Below are 24,223 nucleotides of genomic sequence, written 5' to 3' on the forward strand. Positions count from 1 at the left end.
CATTTTACGCTTTCCTATTTTTTTGTCAACACTTAAAGTTAAAAGTTTTTAAATTTAAGTTTTACTCGACGCTGACTGCGTTTTGCTTTGCTAATTTAGCGTAGCGCTCCGTGTCAGTGGGGTCGCATTATAGGGAGATGAAGAAAAAGCGCAAGCGTTTATTTGAAATATATTGCAAAAACACGGCATTCGCTCAACATTCGAACCAAACCTATCAAAAACAATAGAAAAGTAACAATAAAGTCATATTTCAGGCTGTTTTTTCTACGAGGGAGCTTAAGTATTAGCGATATTTTTAAATACGCAAATTTTAAAACAAAAAAACCATCAACTTTCGTCAATGGTTTTTATAAATAAAATAACGCCAATTACAGTTAATACAGCAAACTGTATAGCTTTCGGCGAAATGTTGCAGCAATTGCGTCACCATCAGGTAAAGAAGCAACAATATCTAAATACTGTTTTTTAGCGTCACCAAAATTTAAATCTTTTCTGAGTACAGAAAACAATAACTCAAGTGCTTGCTCTTTTTTGCCCGTATCATTAAATAATGAGGCTAGTTCTACTTTAATATCATTATTATCAGGTTCAGCTTCCAATGCTTTGCTCAGAGTTTGAATTTCTGGAGACTCTTGCGCTTGGAGTCCTTGTGCTAATTTAGCCACTAAGTTTTGGTAATATGCATCACGCTCTTCATCTAAAATGCTATCAAGCAACGCTTGACCATCATCTAGCTTTTGGATCTGAATGCAGATATCTGCCAATACAAGTTTAACCCGTGAATTAGTTGGGTCTATCTCATACGCTTGTTTAGCAAAATTAAAAGCACTGTTTTGGTCATCACTTTGCAGTGCTTGCTTTGCTTGATCTAACAATAGCATTTCAGGCTTTGGTAAATGATTGGCAAGCGCCTTTTTAATATCTTCTTCAGTTTGCGCACCCGGCAGCATTTCCACAGGCGCACCATTTTTTAGCATCACTAATGTGGGTAAAGCTTGCAAGTTTATTTGCTGAGCTAATTGGCCTGCTAATGCTTGTTGTAAATCGCAGTCTACCGTCGCGACAATAATGTGGTCAGTATAAGTCACAGCTAGGTTAGTCAAAATAGACGCTTGGGCAACACAATCGGGGTTTTGTCCACTGAAGAAAGTAAGCAGTATTAATTTTTCTTGGTTTTGCTCACCCAATGTTTGTTGAATATTTTCAGGCGTTAATTGAATTTGGTTACTCATATTTGCTTTCTGTGATGTATTTTCTTCTTATATAGTGTCAAAAATCTTATTTACAAGCTTAACTTTTCGCCTTTGCCCGCTTTCGAGTTTTACGCTTAAACGTTCGCGGTTTAGATAGTCCTTTCAAATCAGGGTTAGTTGCGACCAATGCATCACTGACAAACTCACTCAGTTGAGACAACAGAGGGTCCATAAACATTTGGTAACTACATTCCTTATTGGCTATTTGTGCTAAATAGAATTCCCATAACGCGGTTCTATCGGGGAGCGTTAGTGATTCAGGTAACATCGTGATCATTGCTTGCCCTAACTCTGTTGATCTGATCTGCTTAGCATTGCGTGCTAAAAACCCACGCTTAAATAGCAATTCAATAATACCTGCGCGTGTGGCCTCAGTGCCTAAGCCATCTGTTTCTTTCAATATCTTTTTAATGTCTTTATCTTTAACGTAACGACTGATCCCCGTCATCGCCGCTAAAAGTGTTGCATCGGTATAATATTGTGGCGGCTGAGTATGCTTCTCTTGCACTTGGGCATCATGGCAATGTAAGCGCTGCCCTTTTACCAAAGGTGGTAAGTAAGTAGATAAGTTATCCTCATCGTCACTGGCTTTACCAAACAGTACTTTAAAGCCAATCTCATTGACTTGTTTCGCCTTCGCAACGAATAAACCACCACAGATCATAATCTCAGCTTTCGTTTCATCATAACTAAATGCGGGATAAAATTGCGCTAAATATTGCCTGCAAATTAACCCATATACTTGCTGCTCTTGATAACCAAGTTGTGCTGACTTCAGCTTTTTACTGGTCGGAATAATGGCATGGTGTGCAGCTACCTTTTTGTCATTCCAGCATTTTGATTTTAATGACAGGTTGGCGGCATCTACTTTAGATTGCTCACACCCGTTATTATTTACAACCGCCGCTACGACCGCTTCCCTTTCTTTATAGTGCCCCACAGGTAAGTATCGGTTATCTGAACGTGGGTAAGTAATGAGTTTGTGTTTTTCATATAGGCCCTGACACACATCAAGCACCTGTTTAGCCGACATGCCAAATGCTTTGCTGGCATCTATTTGTAATGCTGATAAGTTATACGGTAGAGGCGCAAGCTGCTTTTTAGGCTTTTTCTCAATCGCAGTGACTTCACCTTCTTGGTCTTTTATCCGCGCGGCCACATTTTCAGCTAGCCTTTGAACTAAGACGCGTTTTTCTTCATCCATATAGGGCGCACACGCTTCACTGGGCTGCCATTTAGCACAGAAGCGACTTTTGTCTTCAGTCTGTAAATGCGCAAAAACCTCATAAAATGGCTTTGACACAAACTCTGCAATTTCTGCGTCTCTTCTCACCACCAGACCTAGTACAGGTGTTTGCACTCGCCCTACAGACAACACGCCTTGAAACCCTGACTTTTGGCCTGCAAGAGTATAAGCACGCGTTAAGTTCATGCCATATAACCAATCGGCTCTGGCTCTCGCAAGTGCAGATACACTCAGCGGCACAAAGTTCTGATTAGATTGCTGTGTATTAAGGGCTTTTTTAACCGCTTGAATATTCAAGTCACTAATAAGCAACCTTTGCGTACTTTGTTTTTGTCGTTCGGATAACCCTACATATTGGAGTACTTCATCAACAAGCAATTGACCTTCTCTATCCGGGTCGCCAGCATGCACAATCGTCCCAGCCTTTTTTATTAGCTTTTTAAGTACACTAAGCTGCTTTTTTGTATTTGGCTTCGCTTTAAATTGCCACTCTGTTGGTACAATAGGCAAGTCTTGATGTTGCCACTTTTTATACTTAGGGTCATAGTCATCTGGCTGCGCTTGTTCAAGTAGATGGCCAATACACCATGAAACAATGCTGCCATCACTGGTTTCAATAAAACCATCTTGTTTTTTATGTGGCTTGGGCAATGCATCTGCAATCGCTCTGCCTAACGATGGTTTTTCAGCAATATAAAGTTTCATATGTGTGCTTAGAATAGAATAACTGTATAAATTAACAGTTATTCTATTCTAAGTTTTGTATAGAAGCTAGCATCGAAATCAAAGAATAAAACAATATCGGTTGTGCTTATGTATACCGAGCTCACTGCATACCATTAAAATACACAGGTTGAAACGATACACACATATAATATTATCGTGAACCTAAACTCTTAACTTATTGTTCTTAAGAAGATAATCGCTACTGCTTCGTTTTTAACAAATTAAGCTGAGCATGCTTTTGTTCAACGATTTCAGTCATCATACTCGCAGCTTGCTCAACTTGATCGGCCAATAGTGACAACTCAGCTGCAGCATCAGCGATACTGGTGGTATTGGTATTTATTTCCTCAGTTACCATACTTTGCTCTTCTGCGGCGGTCGCTATCTGAGTCACCTCATTAGAGATACTCGTCAGCGCCGACACCATCGAGCTCATTGCATGTGATGATTGCTGGCTATAATTTACTGCTTGCTCGCCTTGAGCTACGGAGCTTTCAATAATCTTTTCAGAGCTTGCTACTTCAGACGTTAAGTTATCGATCAATTTACTTATATCATCCGTCGATGCTTGAGTTTTAGACGCTAACGCGCGTACTTCATCCGCAACAACTGCAAAGCCACGACCTTGCTCACCAGCTCTTGCAGCTTCAATTGCCGCATTTAAGGCTAATAAATTAGTTTGCTCCGCAATGGCTCTAATCACATCAAGTATCTTTGATATATCCCGACTGCGTTCAGCTACCTTAATAATTGCTTGCTTTGCTTCTAAGACTTGTGATGCCATCCCTTGCACCGTCTTAGTCGTTTTTATAATACCGGCTTCACTTTCTCGTACTTGATTTGTTGCATCATTTGTACTGCTTGCCGCCTGTTCTGAAGAGCGTGCAACTTCAGATGCTGTAGCACTTAATTCATTAATAGCGGTAACCACACTATCTATCTCAATATGTTGATTCGCTACTTTGTTTTTTATATTTATGGCAACTTCGGTGGTATTGAACGATTGCTGATAGGATTGCTCTGCAAGTAGTTTCAAATCATCAATCATATTTCTCAGCTTATTTGTAAATGCGTTAAACCCTTTCGCAACGGCTATTAGCTCTGCATGTTCACTGACCTCCAGTGCATGGGTTAGATCACCTTCACTTGACGCTAAATTTTCCACTCTATTTTGAATATGTGTCAATGGCTTAATAATGGTATTAACCAATATCACCGTTACTGCAATACCTATACTTGCAATCATCAACCCAACGATCATCATCCACTGACCAAGTGCATCTGTCGATTCAGCTAATTCCTCAGCCAACTTATTTGCATTGTTTAAAACAGCTGATTTAGGCAATTCAATAACTAATGACCAGGTTGTATCTGCCAACGGAATATCAATAGGCACGGCGACAGCAATGTCGTCTTCAAATTGAACAAAGCCTTTACCACGATGTAAAAGCTTTAATTTATTGGCCCGCGTTTCTCTAATTGATTCACTTAAAGGTCTTGCCAATTTATCATAATGACTTGCCCCGACCACAAGACCTAACTCACTTAACAGCGTAACTTTGGCTTTTCCGTCGTATAATGTACTCGACAGTTCATCAACTAATTGCTGAAAAATAGGTAGATTCACATCGACACCTACTAATCCTTTAAATCGTCCTCCACTATTCACAGGGACTGTTAAGGACGTCATCAAAGTGTTATTTCCAGGTGTAACCTCATATAAGTAAGGCTCCATGATGCACGGTGCATTTTTATCCCTCGCACATAAATACCACTCAGCTTCACGTAAACCAAATTCATTACGCCTATCAAGATATTTATCGCCTGCAGATGCCACTGTTTGCTGAGTAACTCCGGATGCGTCTTGCGTAAAATACAATTCCAGCGTGCCAGCTCCCTTTACGGAATGTGACGCACCTGAGGTATATTGATTATCTAAATCATCATAGCCATTGCTTTCAAACTGAGCATACATAGATGAAACAGATTTATTCTGAGCAAGTGCCCCTTTAAGTGCTAGCTGTACAGCTTCTCTATCTAATGGAGCGCTAACACTGGTGCTATTTAAAACACCTGCAAACGTATAAGGGATCCGGTACGCTTCATTAATAAAGCCAGCAACCCTTTGAGCGTAATATTCACTTTGAGCGGTTAAGTTATGCTGGATTTCAGTAAATAGAACCTGCTGTACTCTATCGTTTTGAACCGTATTTTCTTCTTTTAGATGAAGCCACGTAAACACAGTTAACGTAGTAACCAACACCGAAACTAAAATCCCAACAAAAACCAGTAATTTCCCACGGATAGACACTTGTTTCATAGCTAACCTTAACATGACTTGTTTAACACCCCCATTGAAGTTAATTAATTATTTCAGCAATGACAAGAGGTTAAATAAAAAATTGCGCGTATTTTCTCAACTTAGTATACAAAATGTAAAAATTCATACCCATTAAATAAAAAACGAGACCAATCAAATCAGCCTCGCTTTATTTTATTTTTCGATAACAAGTGACCTAAACGTCATCTTCGATATTGTCTTTTCCTGATGTGCGTTTAATACTTTCAAGTTTATGATGAATTGCAGATTTAATTAACATATACCCGCTGATTGGAGCTGTAAGTAAAAGAAATATAGAAATCAGTATTTCTTTTAAACTCAAACTTTCCCCTGTGGTACTAAAAAAAACCATTGCCGCGGTTAGCAGACTGGCCATTCCCAAAGTAGTGGCTTTTGTTGGCCCATGCAAACGCATAAAAAAATCAGGCATTTTAACTAGCCCAATTGAACCGACCAAAACAAAACACCCACCAATCAAAAGCAATATTGAAATAATATACTCAGCCATAACTGCCCCTATTCTATTATATCGCCACGTAGTAAATACTTACATACAGCCACGGTGCTAACAAAACCCAGCATCGCAATAAGTAATGCCGCCTCGAAATACAAAGCTGTGCCCATACTCATTCCATATAAAATAATTAATGCAATACTATTAATATACATCGTATCCAATGCCAAAATTCTATCTGGTACTGAGGGTCCTACAACCAAACGCCATAGGTTTAGTAACAGTGAGATACCTATCATGGCAAAAACTATCAAAATTACCGTTTCTAGCATTCGAATATCTCCTTCAACGGCGCTTCATATCGCTGCTTAACTGTCTGTATCAAAGCCTGTTCATCTTGTAAATTCAATACATGGATCAATAAGTACCGTTCGCTTGGGTCTTCGCCTTCAGGTAAAGACTCTAACCAAGGGTACACTTCGGCACTGACGGTCCCTGGCGTAAGAGATACTGTACTCGCCAAAATGGTAATCGGCATACTATGCGTTAAATCTAACGGCACCTTAACAAAACCTGGATTGAGTTTTTTTGTCGGCCCAAGAATTAAGATAGCAACTTGTACATTGGCGGTAATGATATCATAAAGCACCAATAACAAATGACGCACAGCTAAGCCTGGCTTCACAATTAGCGGTTGAGGTGTTCTAAATGGGTATGTTGCCAATGGAATCAAAATGGCGAGTATGGTACCTAATACAATATGCCCAAGTGACAATGTATTGTTAAGAAGCAGCCATACAACAAATAACAATAAACTACGAAACGGGGTCGGTAGCCAACTAAAACGAGCTTCTAAACGCATTTACTGACCTCCTTCTAATATAGTTGATATTGTGCCTCGAAAATCATGTAATGCTGTAGCTGCATTTAATGCATACTCACTTGCAGGGCCTGCAAACAATGCCATGAGTGGCGCACTTGAAAGCAAAATAATCAACGCAATTAATTGTGCAGGGTGGACTCTCACCTGCTCATGGCTATCATTTGTATTGCCTTTATGATGCCAAAAAACAGTACTACCGGCTTTTGAGATTCCGACTAATAAAGCTAAGCTAGCCAATAAGTACAACGGCCAAAACACCATGCCATATTCACTATCAAACGTCGCTTTCAGTAACCAAATCTTTGCAATAAAACCAGACATCGGTGGCATACCAATCGCAGCAACCGCTGCAACAACAAAACCAAACCCAAGAAGGATTGGTTGTGTGACGGGCCTGCCTACCGTGATCCTATCTGCCACTTTACCGCGCTGCCGACCGATTAAATCTGCTAATATAAATAAAGCTGCTGTTACCAATGTTGAATGAACTAAATAGTATATTGCGGCAGCACTGGCTTCGACAGTTTGGACTGCAACTAAGGCAACAAGCGTTCCGACAGATACAATGACCAGATTAGCAACCAATTTACGCAGATCTTGACTTGCTAGTACGCCTATGGCTCCCATGATAATAGTGGCTAACGCCAACCACCATAACCAATTTTGTGCCATATGACTTAACTCTCCCGCTTCATCACCAAAAATCAATGTGTATACTCTCATCATAGAATACACGCCGACTTTCGTCATAATCGCGAACAAAGCAGCAACGACAGGCATCGCTGTGGCGTAGGTATTTGGTAGCCATAAATGCAGCGGTAAAAGGGCACCTTTCAATGCAAAAACCACCAATAATAGCAAGCCACCAATTTTGGCTAAATAAACATCATCCCCTTCTAAAAATGTTACTTTTTGCGCCATATCTGCCATATTGAGCGTCCCCAGCACACCATACAGCACACCTAATGCTATCAGAAACACCGCTGAACCAACTAAGTTCATAATAACGTATTGTAAGGCAGCACGGGTATTCCGCTTATCTCCGCCATGCATTAATAGTGAATATGATGCGATAAGTAAGACTTCAAAAAATACAAATAAATTAAAAGCATCACCCGTTAAGAAAGCGCCATTCACTCCAAGCAGTAAAAAGTGTAAAAGTGGATGAAAAAAGCTTCCATCCTCATCATCACCAGCACTGGCATACAAAGCACATACGGTGCAAAGTATACTCGTTAAACACACCAGTAATGTCGACAATGGGTCCGCGACTAACACAATGCCAAATGGAGCAGACCAATCACCAATAGCATAAACTGACGTGCCGTACTGCTGAACTTGGAGCAATAATAGAATCGATACTAAAGAGGTGATAACGCCCATCACAACCGATGCAATTCGTCTTATTGCCACATTTTTACCACACGGTGGCATTAATAAAATAACACCTGCCAACATAGGCAGTAAAACAGGTAAAGATGTCAAATGCTGGATCATGCTTTGCCCTTTTTATCTTTGTCAGGTACCTGACCATTCACGTGGTCATTTCCTAAATCAGCCCGACCCCTTATTGCCAAAATAACAACAAAAGCGGTCATCGCAAACCCAATTACAATTGCAGTTAACACCAATGCTTGAGGTAATGGGTCTGCGTAGTCAGTGCTATAGCCTAATACGGCAGCCTGATTCAAACTTAACCGCCCCGATGAAAATAGGAATAGATTTACGGCATATGACAACATTGTCAGTCCAAGTACAACAGGGAATGTACGGGAACGCAAAATTAAAAACACGCCACAGGCTACAAGTAGCCCAACGCAGGATGCATATAATAGTTCCATTAAACCTTCACCTCATCTTTATGTGCACTTGCTGTTAGCTTACCTAAACTTGCAAGGATCATTAACGTGGCACCAACAACTGTAATATAAACACCTAAGTCAAACACCAATGCACTCGCTAATTCTATTTTTCCGATGAATGGAATGTCAAAATACTCAAACCAAGTTGTCATAAATGGACGACCAAATACCCAACTCCCAACCCCTGTTAATAACGCTATTGCGATACCCGAGGCAATAATTTTACGATAATTAATCGTTAATCTCTCAGCTATCCAGTGCGAACCATGCGCAATATATTGCAATATAAACGCAATCGCCGTTACTAGACCTGCAATAAATCCACCACCAGGTAAGTTATGACCTCGTAGGAAAATATAAAACGACACAAGTAACGCAAGTGGTAATAGTGACTGCGAAATACTCGCCAACAACAGCGGATAGCGCTCTTTTGCCCAAGGTCGACCTTCACTATCACTGCCTGGCATAAATAGCGGAAGATTTACCAATAACTTATAAATTCCCAGAGCCGCTATACCCAGCACACAAATCTCGCCTAACGTATCAAAACCACGGAAGTCAACGAGGATGACGTTAACCACATTAGTCCCCCCCCCTCCAGTCTTGGCATTGGCTAAGAAAAAATCAGATATAGATTCAAGAGGACGTGTGATTAACGCATAACAAATACTGCCAACCACAACCCCTATTGCTGATGCAATACCTAAGTCTCGTAATACCCGTATTGAACTTGATTCTTTTGGCGAACGCTGTGGTAAAAAGAACAGAGCAAGCATCAGCAAAATAATAGTTACCACTTCTACCGTTAACTGCGTCAGCGCTAGATCAGGCGCAGAGAAACGTGTAAATGCAACCGATACCATCAAACCAACCACTGATATCATCAGTAACGATACCATGCGTGAGCGATGCCAGATTACGGTGCCAATTGCACCTATCATCAATAAGGCTGCACCAATCCCATTGTGGACATCCACCGGTGTTGGTTGCTTGCCTCCAACAAGTTGACTCATTTCAAATAAAGGCCAACCCGCACTTATGAGCACAACCACTAACATCAGCATAAGATAACGCTGTAAAGAACCATTCTCAATGGCACTAATTTTACGCTGACACCATTTGATCATGACATAAACACTACCATCAAACGCTTTCTTAGCATTTAACGGGGGAAGCGATGCTTGAAATTGAAATAAATATTTACGCTGCGTATAGATCAATAAACCACCACACACTGCAATACCACTCATTAACAGAGGTAAATTAAAGCCATGCCAAATCGCAATTTTAAACTCAGGCACATAACCACCGAGTACCGCTGTCGAGGCTGCTTTCAAAATGCCATCCACCACAAAGTGCGGGAACATCCCAACAACCAAACAAAGCGCAACAAGCACTTCGATAGGGATGCGCATATAACGAGGTGGCTCACTAGGCTCTTTAGGTAACCCCACAGGCTCTCCATTAAAGAATACGTCATGAATAAACCGAGCTGAATACGCAACAGAGAATGCCGCCGCCACCGTCGCCAACACAGGCACTAACCATGACATAGAACCAAGTAATTGCTGATGTAATGTCTCAGCAAAGAACATCTCTTTAGATAAGAAACCATTCAATAGCGGTACACCCGCCATTGCTGCGGCTGCAACCATCGCAAGGGTTGCTGTGTACGGCATAAATCGCCACATGCCATTGAGCTTTCGCATATCGCGTGTGCCGGTTTCATGATCGATAATACCCGTTGCCATAAACAGCGACGCTTTAAAGGTTGCATGATTAATAATATGGAAAATAGCAGCAACGGTCGCAAGCTCTGTATCCAACCCAAATAGTAAGGTGATCAAACCTAAGTGACTAATTGTAGAATAGGCAAGTAACCCTTTTAGGTCATGTTTAAAAAGCGCAACATAGGCAGCAAATAAGAGCGTTGCAAGGCCTGTCAAGCCAACTAAAATAAACCAAAGTTCAGTGCCCGCCAATGCTGGGTAGAATCTAGCTAATAGGAAGATCCCTGCTTTGACCATCGTTGCAGAGTGTAAGTAAGCACTTACAGGTGTTGGTGCTGCCATTGCATGAGGTAACCAGAAGTGAAATGGGAACTGTGCTGATTTTGTAAAAGCACCAAGCAGTACGAGAATAAGCGTCACTTCATACAAAGCATGCTCTTGAATAATAGCCCGACTCGCAAGGATGGTATCTAAATTATAGCTACCAACTATATCACCAAGTAATAGCAAACCAGCCAACAATGCTAAACCACCACCACCAGTGATAGTTAACGCCATACGAGCGCCCTTGCGTGCTTCTGATTTATGCCACCAATAACTTATCAGCAAGAATGAGCTGATACTGGTTAACTCCCAAAACAACCACAATTGTAAAACATTGTTAGACATAACAATGCCTAACATAGCCGTCATAAATAGCATTAAGTATGCATAGAGCTTGGGCATAGAATCTTTAGAGCTCAGATAATAGCGCGCATAAAAAATGACTAATATACCAATACCTAAGATCATAAAAACAAATAACAGAGCGAGTCCATCGAGCCTAAACGACAAGTTAAGCCCCAACAAAGGCACCCACTGCGCACTATAGCGGATCACTTCACCGGCAAACACAGCCGGGGCCAAGTTTACTGTCATCGCGAGTGCAATAACTGGCATTAACAAGGTCAACCCAGTCGATTGATTACGTGTTAATTTACCCGTTAATGAAGAAATAATACTGCCGAATAAGGATAGCAAGGGTATCCAAAGCAAAGTCATAGAGTAAACCTTTTATTATTACGTCGTCTAAGTACGACCGTACACCATATTTAGTGTGCTGCTTCGTGTGCAATGTAAAAGAAAGTCATGTTCATTTTCACCACACAAAACTAACCATAGTTATACTGCATTAGTATTTGAGTTGTCTATAGTTTCAGGTTCTAGCTGGTTCTATTTTAGCCAAGATTAACAAACAATTCAGATATATTTCATATATCACAAAATCCGCATACTTTTATTTAAAGAAGATATTCAAATCAGCCTACCTAATCGAGCGCTTTCCCCCATGCTCCATCCTAATAGCCTGTTGCCATAACATTCTATATTGTTCAGAAAGCGGTCTACTTTGATATTCCATAATACTCCATTTATTATTTGGCTTATAAGACTGTAATCGACCTCTGTTACATGTATTACTTTTTCGCCACCCTTGTGGCGCACTTTCAGATGCACCGACATATAGATTTGGTGCATGCTGCCCCTGAGTCGCACATAACCAAAGTGCCTTAGCCTCAGGTACTGGGTACTCATCCTCAAAGCCACTAAAATGCATCAGTTCATGTAAAAATACCGCATATTTACTGTCTGTATTTAATGTCATAATATTTCCGCGAACATTTGCTCGCCCTTTTTGAGTCATAACAATAAACTTATCCGCCTGACTTTCTAAGTCTGGAAATTCATTCCTCAGTAATTCAAATTTACACTGTGCAAACGCTCTGTTGTTACGTGAACATTCCATGACATTGCCAATATACATAGGCTCACTAAAGCAGTAGCTCATAGCACTTGGCTCAGGCGCCACGTTGTATTGCTCTCTGAGAGAGTTTAATTCATCTAGCCCTAAGAAATGGTCTGTCAGTAATAAAACTCTATTGACACAGTGATTTGAAAAATAGCTCTGAGTTGATGGCGTAATCACGCTATGCGCCGAAAGTCGTGACGAGCTTAGCGACAGAGGTGACACTCCATGGTGCAGCGCAAGCCAATCTTGATAAAATACTGGTAACACCCGACGCGCCGCTATATCAGTCAGTACATTGACTTTATTGGCCTTTTTAAACACCTCAATTAAGCGCACAAATTGCGACTGAGAGACTTCTTGCAAATAACGCTGCCAATACAATTTACTTGATTTAAAATCATCCCTTTTGGCATGTCTAATGGCCCATTCAAAACCAATATCAGGTACCTCTAATACCAACAATGCATTGATGGTTTTATTTGGCAGTTCCCTAAGCGCTAACGTATTGTCTAATTGATAAAAAGCATTTGGAAATTGGGTCAAGAAGTTGGAGCGTTCATAAGGCGTTGCTAACTGAGGGTAATGGCCACTTTGGGCCATTAAAAGCAAACAGCTTATCGCAATAAATATCTGTCTAGCTTGCGTTTTCACTGGCCCAAATATCTAATTCTAAACGTGCGTATTTGTACTCAATAAACTCAGATACATTCGTTGATAATGCTAATTTAAAAAAGTCAGCTGCGATATGCTCATTACCTTGGAATTGATACAGTTTTGCTAAATAAAAATACGCTTCACATAGACGTTCCGAATACTCTTGCTGATTTTTTACACCGACACTAATTTGTTGCAAAAACTGCTCTTCTGATAGCTCGCCTAAATACAATTTAACAAGTTGTGATGACCATTCTGCATCGTTTATTGCTTGCTGATTCGCTTTTAAATTCGCTTTAGCAATAATTGGGTCGTGTTTTAACTGTGCCAAATACAGCCACATGACGCGGTATGCATCTTGTGGAGAACGCTCTAGAAAGGCACTAAAATCATCGTTTGCTAAATCTATACGGTTATCGTAGTACAATGCAATTCCGCGATTTAAATAGGCATATTCATGACGTTCATCAAGCTCTAAAACTGCTTCAAACATTTCATATGCTTTTCCATACTCTTGCAGTAGAGTGTGGTGAATGCCTAAAAAGTTATAAGCTTCGGCTAAGTCAGGTTTCATCTTTATTGCTCGATTGAAATCAATTCTTGCTAAAGTACTTAAACCTAGACCATCGTAAAGTCTACCTCGATTGTAATAAAGCTGTGCTCTTTGCTCTGTCGGTAAATCTGTTGCCAGCAATAATTCCGAATAACGCGCGACACTAATTTCATTGCGAAAGTTAGTCTGTAGAGGCGCACTAAAAGGAACTGTTACGATAGATGCTTTAATCTGTTCTGTCGTCGAGTTACAACCAGTTAGCCCTGCTAATATAAGGGGTAAAACTATGATGGATTTTAAATTCATATCCTTCCTTTTGCTAGCCTAAAAACAATAGGTGAACCAACATTAGAACATAAAAAAGGGGGCCAATCAGCCCCCTTTTACACAGTAAATAACTTATTTACACAAAATTACTCAGCAGGCGCTTCTGGCGCTGGCGTAGCTGATTGCTCTAACGCTTCTTTAATGCTCAGACGTACGCGACCTTGACGGTCTACTTCTAGTACTTTAACTTTCACTTCCTGACCAACAGTTAGGTGGTCGCCTACGCTGTTAACACGCTCAGGGCTGATCTGTGAAATATGAACTAGGCCATCTTTACCTGGTAATACGTTTACAAACGCACCGAAGTCAACGATACGTACAACTTTACCATTGTAGATAGTGCCAACTTCTAGTTCAGCAGTAAGCGCTTCAATACGAGAGATAGCATCTTTCGCACTTAGGCCGTCTGTTGCTGCAATTTTGATCGTACCATCGTCTTCAATTTCAATCGTTGTGCCCGTTTCTTCAGTTAACTGACGAATTGTAGCACCACCTTTACCAATTACTTCCGCAATCTTCTTCGGTGGGATATTCATTGTATAAATACGAGGTGCAAATTCAGAAAGCTCTTCTGAAGGTGCTGCAATTGCTTCATCCATCACTGATAGAATGTGTAAACGTGCTGCTTTAGCTTGTTTAAGTGCAATTTGCATGATCTCTTTGTTGATACCTTCGATCTTGATATCCATCTGCAATGCAGTAATACCCGCTTCAGTACCCGCTACTTTAAAGTCCATGTCACCTAAGTGATCTTCGTCACCTAGAATGTCAGAAAGAACAACAAAGTTTTCTTCTTCTTTAACTAGACCCATCGCGATACCCGCAACAGATGCTTTGATTGGTACACCAGCATTCATTAGCGCAAGTGACGTACCACATACAGAAGCCATTGAAGAAGAACCGTTTGATTCTGTGATTTCAGATACCACACGGATAGAGTATGGGAAATCTGTCAATGTTGGCATTACAGCTTGAATACCACGCTTTGCAAGGTTACCGTGGCCGATTTCACGACGCTTAGGAGAACCAACAAAACCGGTTTCGCCTACACAGAATGGAGGGAAGTTATAGTTAAGCATGAAGTGGTTTTTATGTGTACCAGTTAAATCGTCGATTAACTGTGAATCACGTTCCGTACCTAAAGTAGCTGTAACTAGCGCCTGAGTTTCACCACGAGTGAAAATAGCAGAGCCGTGAGTACGTGGTAACACACCTGTCATTACGTCAAGTGCACGAACCATATCTGGTTCACGACCATCAATACGCTTCTCGCCAGCAATGATACGGCTACGTACGATGTTCTTCTCTAATGCACCAAATAATTTACCAACTTCTTGCGTATCTAACGTTTCGCCTTCAGCTAGTTCAGCAGTAAGTGCTTCAACCACACCTTCTTTTGCTGCAGTTAGCGCTGTTTTACGCTCTACTTTGTCTGTGATCAAGTAAGCTGCACCTACTTTATCAGCTGCGAGTGCTGCAACTTTGTCTGACGCTGCAACGTTTTTCTCTGGTGCAGTCCAATCCCAAGTAGGCTTACCTGCTTCAGCTTTAAATTCATTGATAGCAGTGATGATCGCTTGAGATTGCTCATGACCATACACAACTGCACCAAGCATTACGTCTTCTGGTAATACGTCTGCTTCAGACTCAACCATAAGTACCGCGTTTTCAGTACCTGCAACAACAAGGTCAAGCTTACTTTCTTCAAGCTCTTTTAAAGTTGGGTTTAGTACATATTGGTCATCGATATAACCAACGCGTGCAGCACCAATTGGGCCACTGAATGGAATACCAGAAATAGCAAGAGCGGCTGAAGTACCGATCATCGCAACCATATCAGGTTGGATTTCAGGGTTAACAGAAACAACCGTAGCAATAACTTGTACTTCGTTTACAAAGCCATTCGGGAAAAGAGGACGAATTGGACGGTCAATAAGACGCGCAATCAATGTCTCGCCATCGTTTGGACGACCTTCACGCTTCAAGAAACCACCAGGGATACGACCCGCAGCATACATACGCTCTTGGTAGTTTACTGTTAGTGGGAAGAAGTCTTGACCCGGTTGTGCGTCACGCTTACCTACAACAGTAACAAGTACTGAAGTATCGCCGATGCTTGCTAATACTGCACCATCTGCTTGACGGGCAATCGCGCCAGTTTCGATTGTGACCGTGTGTTGGCCTAGTTGAAATTCTTTAATAATTGCTTGCACAAATATTTCCTTAAATAAAACAAAATATAGACGCCAACTAGTACCAATTACAGTCTTAAATAGACTAAACAATCTATTTAAGCACTACAATTGGCAAAAGCGCTGGCGCTGACTTAGCCCAATGCTAAGCGGGTGTTAGTATACGTGGAGAACACCCACAAAAAAAGGGGCTTGAAAGCCCCTTTTTTAATGTTAGCTAAAAAAGCCAACAATCAATCAAAAGATTAGCGACGTAGGCCAAGCTCTTTGATTAGCGCTGAGTAACGCTCAACGTTTTTACCTTTAAGGTAATCAAGTAATTTACGACGTTGGCTAACTTTGCGAAGAAGACCACGACGTGAGTGGAAATCATGCTTATGATCAGCGAAGTGACCTTGTAGCTTGTTGATGTCGAAAGTAAGAAGTGCTACTTGTACTTCAGGTGAACCAGTGTCGCCTTCAACACGTGCAAATTTAGCAACGATTTCTACTTTTTCTTGAGTACTTAGTGACATAATAACTCCAAAATTAATTTAAATTGTGCTTAAGCCGATCACTAATTCAGCAAAAGCGAGTAAGCGGCGCGCAGTATAGCAATATTCGCCGCGTGAGACTAGAAAAAACTATTGGTTAGTTGCCAGTGCGCGTTTGGCTTTTAAATGGCCATCAGGATTACGTTCACCAATACCGATAAACTGCCCATCTGCAACCACTTTAATAATGCCCTCAGGTACCGTGCCGCACACCACAACCTGACCATGGCTGAATGCAACACCTTGCTCCGCTGAGATCTCCACTACGGGTAAATCGACCAAAGCAGTGTCCATCGGCAACAGTAATTCATCTAGGTATGTGGAAGGTTCAACCCCTTCAGCCTTTGCTTGTTGTAGCTTTGCTTCTAGCTGTTCGATGGTAACCATTTGCTCACTTGGATAATGGCCCACTTTCGAACGATGCAACATAATGACATGCGCACCACACCCTAGCTTTTCACCTAAATCATCCACGATAGTACGAATATAGGTGCCTTTAGATACATGCGCTGTCATCTGAATTTCTTCATTCTCAGCGTCATATTCATCAAGCGTTAGACTATATACATTTATTTTTCGACATTTTCGCGGAACTTCAATGCCCTCTCTGGCATATTTATATAAAGGCTGACCTTGATATTTTAATGCTGAGTACATTGAAGGATACTGATCAGTTTCACCCAAGAAACCTGTGATTTCTTTTTGTAAACCATCAAGTGTGATATCTACAGGGCGTGTTTCAACCACTTCACCGTCAGAATCAGAGGTGGTTGTGCGTTCGCCTAACTTGGCACGCACAACATAGGTTTTATCAGTATCTAATAAAAACTGTGTAAACTTGGTCGCTTCACCAAAACAAATTGGTAGCATGCCTGTTGCCAGTGGATCTAATGCACCGGTATGACCTGCTTTTTGCGCAAAGTAAATGCCTTTCGCTTGCTGCAACGCTTTATTGGACGAGATCCCTTCAGGTTTATGCAAAAGCACGATGCCATCAACCGGACGACCTTTTGAACGTCTTGCCATTACTCTTGCTCATCCTCCGATGACTCAGGTCCGCGCTTTTCGTTATCATCACGAATTACTGAATCAACGAGATTTGAAATACGCATACCTTCAAGTAACGAGTTGTCTACCACAAAACGTAGTTCTGGCATGATACGCGCACGAATACGCTTACCTAGAATAGAACGAATATAGCCCGTTGCATCATTTAAGATGGCAACACTCTGCTTAGTCTTATCTTCATCACTGGTATTCAATACCGTAATAAAGATTTTTGCGTAAGATAAGTCTCTTGATACTTCAACCGCAGAAACCGTCACCATGCCTAAGCGTGGGTCTTTAATTTCGCGTTGCAATATCACAGCAATCTCTTTTTGGATTTGCTGGCCAACTCTATCTGTGCGAGAAAATTCTCTCATCTTCACCACTTATAAATTTTAACTTATTGAAAAACAATAATAAGTTTAATTAGTTTTAAACGAACAAATGGGGGCTAGTGCCCCCATTTCAACCATTATTATAGCAATGGTTTACAATGTACGTTGAACTTCAACCGTCTCGAATACTTCGATTTGGTCGCCAACTTTAACATCGTTGTAGTTCTTAACACCGATACCACATTCCATACCGTTACGTACTTCTTGTACATCATCCTTAAAGCGACGTAGTGACTCAAGCTCGCCTTCATAGATAACCACGTTTTCACGAAGTACACGAATAGGCGCGCTGCGCTTAACGATACCTTCAGTAACCATACAACCAGCAATTGCGCCAATTTTTGGTGACTTAAATACATCACGAACTTCAGCAAGACCAATGATCTCTTGCTTAAATTCAGGTGCCAACATACCAGACATCGCTTGCTTAACTTCTTCAATCAAGCTGTAGATAACGCTGTAGTAACGTAAATCTAGGTTTTCTGAATCAATGACTTTACGCGCAGATGCATCAGCACGAACATTAAAGCCAACAATGATTGCATTTGAAGCTGCCGCAAGTGTTGCATCAGTTTCGGTGATACCACCTACGCCACTACCAACAATCTTCACTTTAACTTCATCTGTAGAGAGTTTAACAAGTGAATCAGCGATCGCCTGAATTGAACCTTGAACGTCCGCTTTCAATACAACATTTACTTCAGACACATTGCCTTCTGTCATGTTGCTGAACATGTTCTCTAGCTTCGCTTTTTGCTGACGCGCTAGTTTAACATCACGGAATTTACCTTGACGGTACAATGCTACTTCACGCGCTTTACGCTCGTCTTTAACAACAGTCGCTTCATCACCTGCTGCAGGTACGCCAGAAAGACCTAAGATCTCTACAGGGATTGACGGACCAGCAGTTTTGATTTCTTTACCGTTTTCATCACGCATTGCACGAACACGACCATACTCAAGACCACATAAAACGATATCGCCTTGATTAAGCTGACCTGACTGAACAAGTACGGTTGCAACAGGACCACGACCTTTATCAAGACGTGATTCAATAACAACACCTGCGCCCATACCTTGCGTTGGTGCAGTGAGCTCTAATAATTCCGATTGCATTAGCACCGCTTCAAGCAACTCATCAACACCAGTACCCGCTTTTGCAGAGATGTGTGCAAATTGCGTATCGCCGCCCCACTCTTCTGGGATAACGTCTAGCTGTGCTAGTTCGTTCTTAACGCGATCTGGATCAGCGCCTTCTTTATCCATTTTGTTCACAGCAACAATCAAAGGTACACCCGCTGCTTTAGCGTGTTGTACAGCTTCTTTTGTTTGAGGCATTACACCATCATCTGCGGCAACAACTAGGATAACGATATCAGTTGCTTTTGCACCACGTGCACGCATTGACGTAAACGCTGCGTGTCCTGGAGTATCTAAGAAGGTGATCATGCCGCCTTCCGTTTCAACGTGATATGCACCAATGTGCTGTGTAATACCACCGGCTTCGCCAGACGCTACTTTTGCACTTCGAATGTAATCAAGCGTTGACGTTTTACCGTGGTCAACGTGACCCATTACCGTTACCACTGGTGCACGTGATTCAGTTGATTCAACTTCACTACGGTCATTCAGTACTTGTACTTCTAGCTCGTTTTCTTTTACTAGAACTACTTTATGACCCATTTCTTCAGCAACTAGTTGTGCTGTTTCTTGGTCGATAACTTGGTTAATCGTAACCATGTCACCCATTTTCATCATCGTTTTAACGACTTCAGTGCCTTTTACAGCCATACGAGAAGCTAGTTCAGCAACAGCAATTGTTTCACTGATACGTACTTCTTGTTTCACATCTGCAACAGGTTTTTGGAAACCATGTTGTAAAGAAGCTGGCGCTTTTAGCTTGCCTTTACGGCCTCTTGAAGGCGCTTCGGCTCTTGCAGGTGCTTTTTTCTTTTTCTTGCGACGCGCACTTTTCTCTTCGCGTGCATCTGACTCATCTTCTGCTTCACGTGCATAAGTTGATGTTGTCAGGTGATGGTCAGCCGTTTCTTCGCGACGACGGCGTTCCTCTTCTTCTTTTTTCCAACGAGCTTCATTTTCTTCAGCTAGTTTACGCGCCACTTCTGCTTGACGCTTCGCTTCTTCTTCAGCTTTTATCAATGCTGCCTCTTCTGCTTCTTTTTGCAGACGCTCCGCTTCTAGGCGGTCTTTTTCAACTTTCGCACTATCCACTTTCTTGTCCTGCGGTTGATTGGCTTTTCGCTCAGCTTCAGCTTTACGCTTTGCCTCTTCTTTAACTTTACGCTCAGCGTCTTCTTTTGCTTTACGCTCAGCATCTTCTTTGGCCTTTTGCTCAGCGGCTTGCTGTGCTTTTAATTCAGCCTCTTTACGGCTAGCTTCTTCTGCTGCTAGACGTTCTTGCTCTTTTTCTTGGTCAATAGTGCTCTTTTTCACGTAAGTACGCTTTTTACGTACTTCAACCTGAACTGCTTTATCTTTACCCGTAGAGCCTTTCACATTTAATGTGCTTTTGCTTTTACGTTGCAAAGTCATGCGTTCAGGGCCTTCAGCACCTTTACCACCATGCTGTTTACTTAGGTGGTCAAGTAACTGAGCCTTTTCAGATTCAGTAACACTATCAGTCTCGCCTTTGGTGATCCCTGCATCGTTTAATTGCTGCAGCAATTTATCAACAGTTGTATCAATAGTCTCGGCTAGTTTTTCAATGCTTACTTCTGCCATAGTGTGTGTTACTCCGTTAATAAATTATTCGTCTTCACCAAACCAACAAATGTTACGTGCAGCCATAATTAACTGCCCAGCATCTTGCTCTGATAACTCTGTAATTTCTACCAGCTCGTCAATTCCCTGCTCTGCTAAGTCTTCAAGGGTAACAACACCTTTACTTGCCATAACAAATGCCAAATGACGCTCTAACCCTTCTAATGCTAACAAGTCTTCAGCAGGCTCTGCACCTTCAAGGCTTTCTTCTGTTTTAAGTGCTTTAGTCGTTAACGCATCTTTCGCACGATTACGCAGTTCTTCAACGGTGTCTTCATCAAGGCCGTCAATTTCTAAAAACTCAGCAACTGGAACATATGCGACTTCTTCAAGCGTTGAGAAACCTTCGTTAATCAATAAACCAGCAAAATCATCATCAATATCTAGGTTTTGCGTAAACAAGTTAACGAGTTTATCAGACTCTTCCGAGTTCTTTGCGTCCATATCTTCGACTGTCATTACATTGAGTTCCCAGCCAGTCAATTGACTCGCTAGACGAATGTTTTGACCATTACGACCAATGGCTTGAGCTAAGTTATCAGCCTCGACAGCGATGTCCATTGAGCGAGAGTCTTCATCCATTACGATAGAAGCTACTTCCGCTGGCGCCATTGCATTGATAACAAACTGTGCAGGGTTATCATCGTATAATACGATATCAACACGCTCTCCACCAAGCTCAGTAGAAACAGCTTGCACACGTGCGCCACGCATACCAACACACGCTCCCACCGGATCAATACGTTTGTCATTTGATTTAACTGCAATTTTTGCACGAGAACCCGGATCACGAGCTGCACCACGAATTTCAATCATTTCTTCGCCAATTTCTGGCACCTCAATGCGAAACAGCTCCATTAGCATTTCTGGTTTTGAACGTGTTACGAATAATTGAGCGCCACGCGCTTCTGGTTTTACTTCGTACAGCAAACCACGAACACGATCACCTGGACGGAAGCTCTCACGTGGTAGCATATCATCACGGTAAATCACTGCTTCAGCATTATTTCCTAAATCCATAACAATGGCATCACGTGTTGCTTTTTTAACGACACCTGTAACCAGTTCACCCTGTTGATCTTTGTAAGCCTCAACAACAAGTGCACGCTCAGCTTCACGTACTTTTTGTACGATAACCTGCTTTGCCATCTGTGTTGTAATACGGTCAAATTTGATTGATTCAATTTGCTCTTCAACAAAATCACCAAGTTGTGTTTCAGGCTCTTCAACCTGCGCAGCTTCAAGGGTTATTTCTGAGTACGGATTTTCTAATGAACCATCTTCTTGTGGATCTACTGCCATCCAGCGACGGAACGTATCGTATTCGCCTGTTTTGCGATCAATTGAAACACGAACTTCAATATCACCGTCATGTTTTTTCTTCGTTGCAGTCGCCAGAGCAAACTCTAACGCTTCAAAAATCTTTTCTTTTGGGACTGCCTTCTCATTGGAAACGGCTTCTGCCACCAATAATATCTCTTTTGCCATAGGTAATGCCTCGCTTGCCCTTGTCCTTCGCACTCAATATTTAAAATTTTGCGATGATGTTTGCACGCTCGATGTTACTGAGCATAATGAAATGTTCGTTACCATCGATCTTTAACGTGACCATATCGGCGCTAACTGCGACTAAATCGCCTTTAAAGTTGCGTCGTCCATCTTGTGGTAATTTAGTACGTACTCGTACCTCTTCACCTTGTGCCTTCTCATAATGAGCCAACTTAAAGAGTGGCCTATCAACGCCAGGAGAAGACACTTCCAAATCATATTCGTTTGTAATCGGGTCTTCGACGTCAAGAATCGCACTTACTTGTCTGCTTGCATCAGCACAGTTATCTACTGAAACACCGCCTTCATTTTCAATGTAGACACGTAACGTAGAATGACGACCGGCTTGCACAAACTCTAGACCTAACAATTCAAAACCGAGTGCTTCTACAGCTGGCTCTAACATTACGGTCAAATCTTGCTCGAGTTTTGTCACAAATTTCCTCCATACAAACAAAAAAAGGGCTTAAGCCCCAATTATACTAGCTGTTTAGTATCCAACCCTGCTAAAAGCAAAGCACTAGATACAACAACGCCCCGAACCAAGCGGGGCGTCACACCTAAAACAAAACTGTGTGGCCAAAGGCCTTACTTGGTTGCGGGCTTAACAGCCGAATTAAGCAAACGCTTAAACGCAAAACGCGCATTACATAGAATGCGCGCTACATCTAAAAAATACAAAGTATCTTTTAGAATTTGGTTGCGGGAGCCGGATTTGAACCGACGACCTTCGGGTTATGAGCCCGACGAGCTACCAGGCTGCTCCATCCCGCGCCAATGTGCAGCAAACACTGCAAAATATGCGCAGTATTATAAGGAGTGTTCCATTAATAAGCAACCTTACAACAACGATTAATTCTATTATTTAAATCACCAAAGACCCTAAAATAGGTAATTTTCTTTATCAAAACATTACATATCGCTGTAAGCTGCGATATAATATCGCAATTTTAACATTACAGGGAAACTATTATGAAAAAAGCAACAGTGTCGATATTGACAGCGCTATCATTAGCATTTGCGGGACAAGCCATTGCTTCAAGTTGTGAAGGGTATGGACCACAAACACCTCGTGATATTGATAATCTACTTGGCGAAAACAAACGGGTATTCTCAAAAGCACCTGATAGCGAAGAAATGAACCTGTGTAACATTCATTTTCACAAAAATGCAGAGCATAAAGCCAAAGACTTTTCAGTCTTTGCTGGTGATAGTAAATATGGCGGGTATCAATGTAATGCCACCAGCTCATTAACTGCGGCCGAATTGAAAGCGCCCAAAGGAAAAGTATGCAAAAATGTCAAACCTGGTGACACCATTGAAGTCCACTGGGTTCACAGTTCTTGTGATGTTACACCTGGTAAGGGTCTAGGCTCATGTTTAAGTGACAAATGTGCTAATCCACAATTACGTGTAGAAACACAAGTATTCATGGTCGTTAATGATGAAAATGCGCTTGATTTCAACGATCTTGATTACGACGGTAATGTTGTAAACGGATATCACCAAGCAAAACACATTCCTGATACGACGGGTAAACCTGTAGAATTTTTAGGCTCAACCACCGGCCCTAGCTACACAGCACAACAATGCTCACCGCTACAAGTCACCTGGAGCGTACGCCCTGCTTGTGCCAAAGTTGACATCAATACACTCGCAACATGGTGTGAAAGCAATGAGTTTGAAGAAGATCACGCGCATGGTGTTCGTAAGCTAGTAACCGACCCAAAACTACTAGCGCCAATTAATTAATTTTACAAAAAAGAATAGAGGCAGAAAAGTATGTATTTTACTGCCTTTTTATTAAAAACCTAAAACCCCCATAAATTAATCATTCACATCTGCTCGCTTCACTTCTATACTGATGGTCAAGAGTTCAATAAATAGTCAATTTAAACTCGAGGTAGTCATT

19 protein-coding genes and 1 tRNA gene are annotated in these 24,223 nt (G+C 41.6%); 1 reads left to right on the top strand and 19 read right to left on the bottom strand.

Annotated features, from left to right (window positions below; all coding sequences use genetic code 11):
- Window positions 1-374 precede the first annotated feature (374 nt).
- From J8L98_RS21775 to J8L98_RS21865, 19 genes are all read right to left on the bottom strand, one after another.
- A complete protein-coding gene (locus J8L98_RS21775; protein WP_210998193.1) occupies window positions 375-1,232 on the bottom strand; it encodes a tetratricopeptide repeat protein in 858 nt (285 codons plus the stop codon).
- Window positions 1,233-1,290: 58 nt separating this feature from the next.
- Window positions 1,291-3,204, bottom strand: coding sequence for a DNA topoisomerase III (locus J8L98_RS21780; RefSeq protein WP_210998194.1), 1,914 nt, complete (start codon window positions 3,202-3,204; stop codon window positions 1,291-1,293).
- Window positions 3,205-3,424: 220 nt separating this feature from the next.
- Window positions 3,425-5,545 (bottom strand): methyl-accepting chemotaxis protein, encoded by a 2,121-nt coding sequence (locus J8L98_RS21785; protein WP_210998195.1) that lies wholly within the window; start codon window positions 5,543-5,545, stop codon window positions 3,425-3,427.
- A gap of 196 nt (window positions 5,546-5,741) precedes the next feature.
- Entirely contained in the window at window positions 5,742-6,074 is a 333-nt protein-coding gene (locus tag J8L98_RS21790; RefSeq protein ID WP_192506539.1) for a Na+/H+ antiporter subunit G, read from the bottom strand.
- Between the two features lie 8 nt (window positions 6,075-6,082).
- Window positions 6,083-6,352 carry a K+/H+ antiporter subunit F gene (locus J8L98_RS21795; protein ID WP_010365913.1) on the bottom strand — a complete coding sequence of 90 codons (270 nt, stop codon included), beginning with the start codon at window positions 6,350-6,352 and terminating at the stop codon, window positions 6,083-6,085.
- Window positions 6,346-6,882, bottom strand: a complete 537-nt coding sequence (locus J8L98_RS21800; RefSeq protein WP_192506538.1) for a Na+/H+ antiporter subunit E — start codon at window positions 6,880-6,882, stop codon at window positions 6,346-6,348. Before J8L98_RS21800 ends, J8L98_RS21795 begins: the two co-directional genes overlap by 7 nt.
- Entirely contained in the window at window positions 6,883-8,400 is a 1,518-nt protein-coding gene (locus tag J8L98_RS21805) for a monovalent cation/H+ antiporter subunit D (protein ID WP_210998196.1), read from the bottom strand. It abuts the gene before it with no gap.
- A complete protein-coding gene (locus tag J8L98_RS21810) occupies window positions 8,397-8,744 on the bottom strand; it encodes a Na+/H+ antiporter subunit C (RefSeq protein ID WP_010365909.1) in 348 nt (115 codons plus the stop codon). The genes J8L98_RS21805 and J8L98_RS21810 overlap by 4 nt, the downstream gene beginning before the upstream one ends.
- Window positions 8,744-11,536 (bottom strand): monovalent cation/H+ antiporter subunit A, encoded by a 2,793-nt coding sequence (locus J8L98_RS21815; protein WP_210998197.1) that lies wholly within the window; start codon window positions 11,534-11,536, stop codon window positions 8,744-8,746. Before J8L98_RS21815 ends, J8L98_RS21810 begins: the two co-directional genes overlap by 1 nt.
- 262 nt (window positions 11,537-11,798) lie before the next feature.
- Complete coding sequence (locus J8L98_RS21820) at window positions 11,799-12,881, bottom strand: hypothetical protein (RefSeq protein ID WP_210998198.1); 1,083 nt, start codon at window positions 12,879-12,881, stop codon at window positions 11,799-11,801.
- A gap of 34 nt (window positions 12,882-12,915) precedes the next feature.
- Complete coding sequence (gene nlpI / locus J8L98_RS21825; RefSeq protein WP_210998199.1) at window positions 12,916-13,794, bottom strand: lipoprotein NlpI; 879 nt, start codon at window positions 13,792-13,794, stop codon at window positions 12,916-12,918.
- Window positions 13,795-13,901: 107 nt separating this feature from the next.
- Window positions 13,902-16,028 carry a polyribonucleotide nucleotidyltransferase gene (gene pnp / locus J8L98_RS21830; RefSeq protein WP_010365900.1) on the bottom strand — a complete coding sequence of 709 codons (2,127 nt, stop codon included), beginning with the start codon at window positions 16,026-16,028 and terminating at the stop codon, window positions 13,902-13,904.
- A gap of 224 nt (window positions 16,029-16,252) precedes the next feature.
- The gene (rpsO, locus tag J8L98_RS21835; protein ID WP_010365898.1) at window positions 16,253-16,522 is read right to left on the bottom strand and encodes a 30S ribosomal protein S15; all 270 of its coding nucleotides are present in this window, start codon (window positions 16,520-16,522) and stop codon (window positions 16,253-16,255) included.
- Between the two features lie 108 nt (window positions 16,523-16,630).
- Complete coding sequence (gene truB, locus J8L98_RS21840) at window positions 16,631-17,566, bottom strand: tRNA pseudouridine(55) synthase TruB (protein WP_210998200.1); 936 nt, start codon at window positions 17,564-17,566, stop codon at window positions 16,631-16,633.
- A complete protein-coding gene (gene rbfA, locus J8L98_RS21845) occupies window positions 17,566-17,964 on the bottom strand; it encodes a 30S ribosome-binding factor RbfA (RefSeq protein ID WP_010365895.1) in 399 nt (132 codons plus the stop codon). Before rbfA ends, truB begins: the two co-directional genes overlap by 1 nt.
- A gap of 111 nt (window positions 17,965-18,075) precedes the next feature.
- Complete coding sequence (gene infB, locus J8L98_RS21850) at window positions 18,076-20,724, bottom strand: translation initiation factor IF-2 (protein ID WP_210998201.1); 2,649 nt, start codon at window positions 20,722-20,724, stop codon at window positions 18,076-18,078.
- A gap of 24 nt (window positions 20,725-20,748) precedes the next feature.
- Window positions 20,749-22,251: a transcription termination factor NusA gene (gene nusA, locus J8L98_RS21855; protein ID WP_210998202.1), complete on the bottom strand. Its 1,503-nt coding sequence runs from the start codon at window positions 22,249-22,251 to the stop codon at window positions 20,749-20,751.
- 40 nt (window positions 22,252-22,291) lie between these two features.
- A complete protein-coding gene (gene rimP / locus J8L98_RS21860) occupies window positions 22,292-22,747 on the bottom strand; it encodes a ribosome maturation factor RimP (RefSeq protein ID WP_210998203.1) in 456 nt (151 codons plus the stop codon).
- A 261-nt stretch (window positions 22,748-23,008) separates the two neighbouring features.
- Window positions 23,009-23,085, bottom strand: a tRNA-Met gene (locus tag J8L98_RS21865).
- 198 nt (window positions 23,086-23,283) lie between these two features.
- Here J8L98_RS21865 and J8L98_RS21870 point away from each other — a divergent pair.
- A complete protein-coding gene (locus J8L98_RS21870) occupies window positions 23,284-24,063 on the top strand; it encodes a delta-class carbonic anhydrase (RefSeq protein ID WP_210998204.1) in 780 nt (259 codons plus the stop codon).
- Window positions 24,064-24,223: the final 160 nt, after the last annotated feature.

It is taken from the genome of Pseudoalteromonas sp. MMG013, from assembly GCF_018100885.1.
GTDB classification, from domain to species: Bacteria; Pseudomonadota; Gammaproteobacteria; order Enterobacterales; family Alteromonadaceae; genus Pseudoalteromonas; species Pseudoalteromonas aurantia.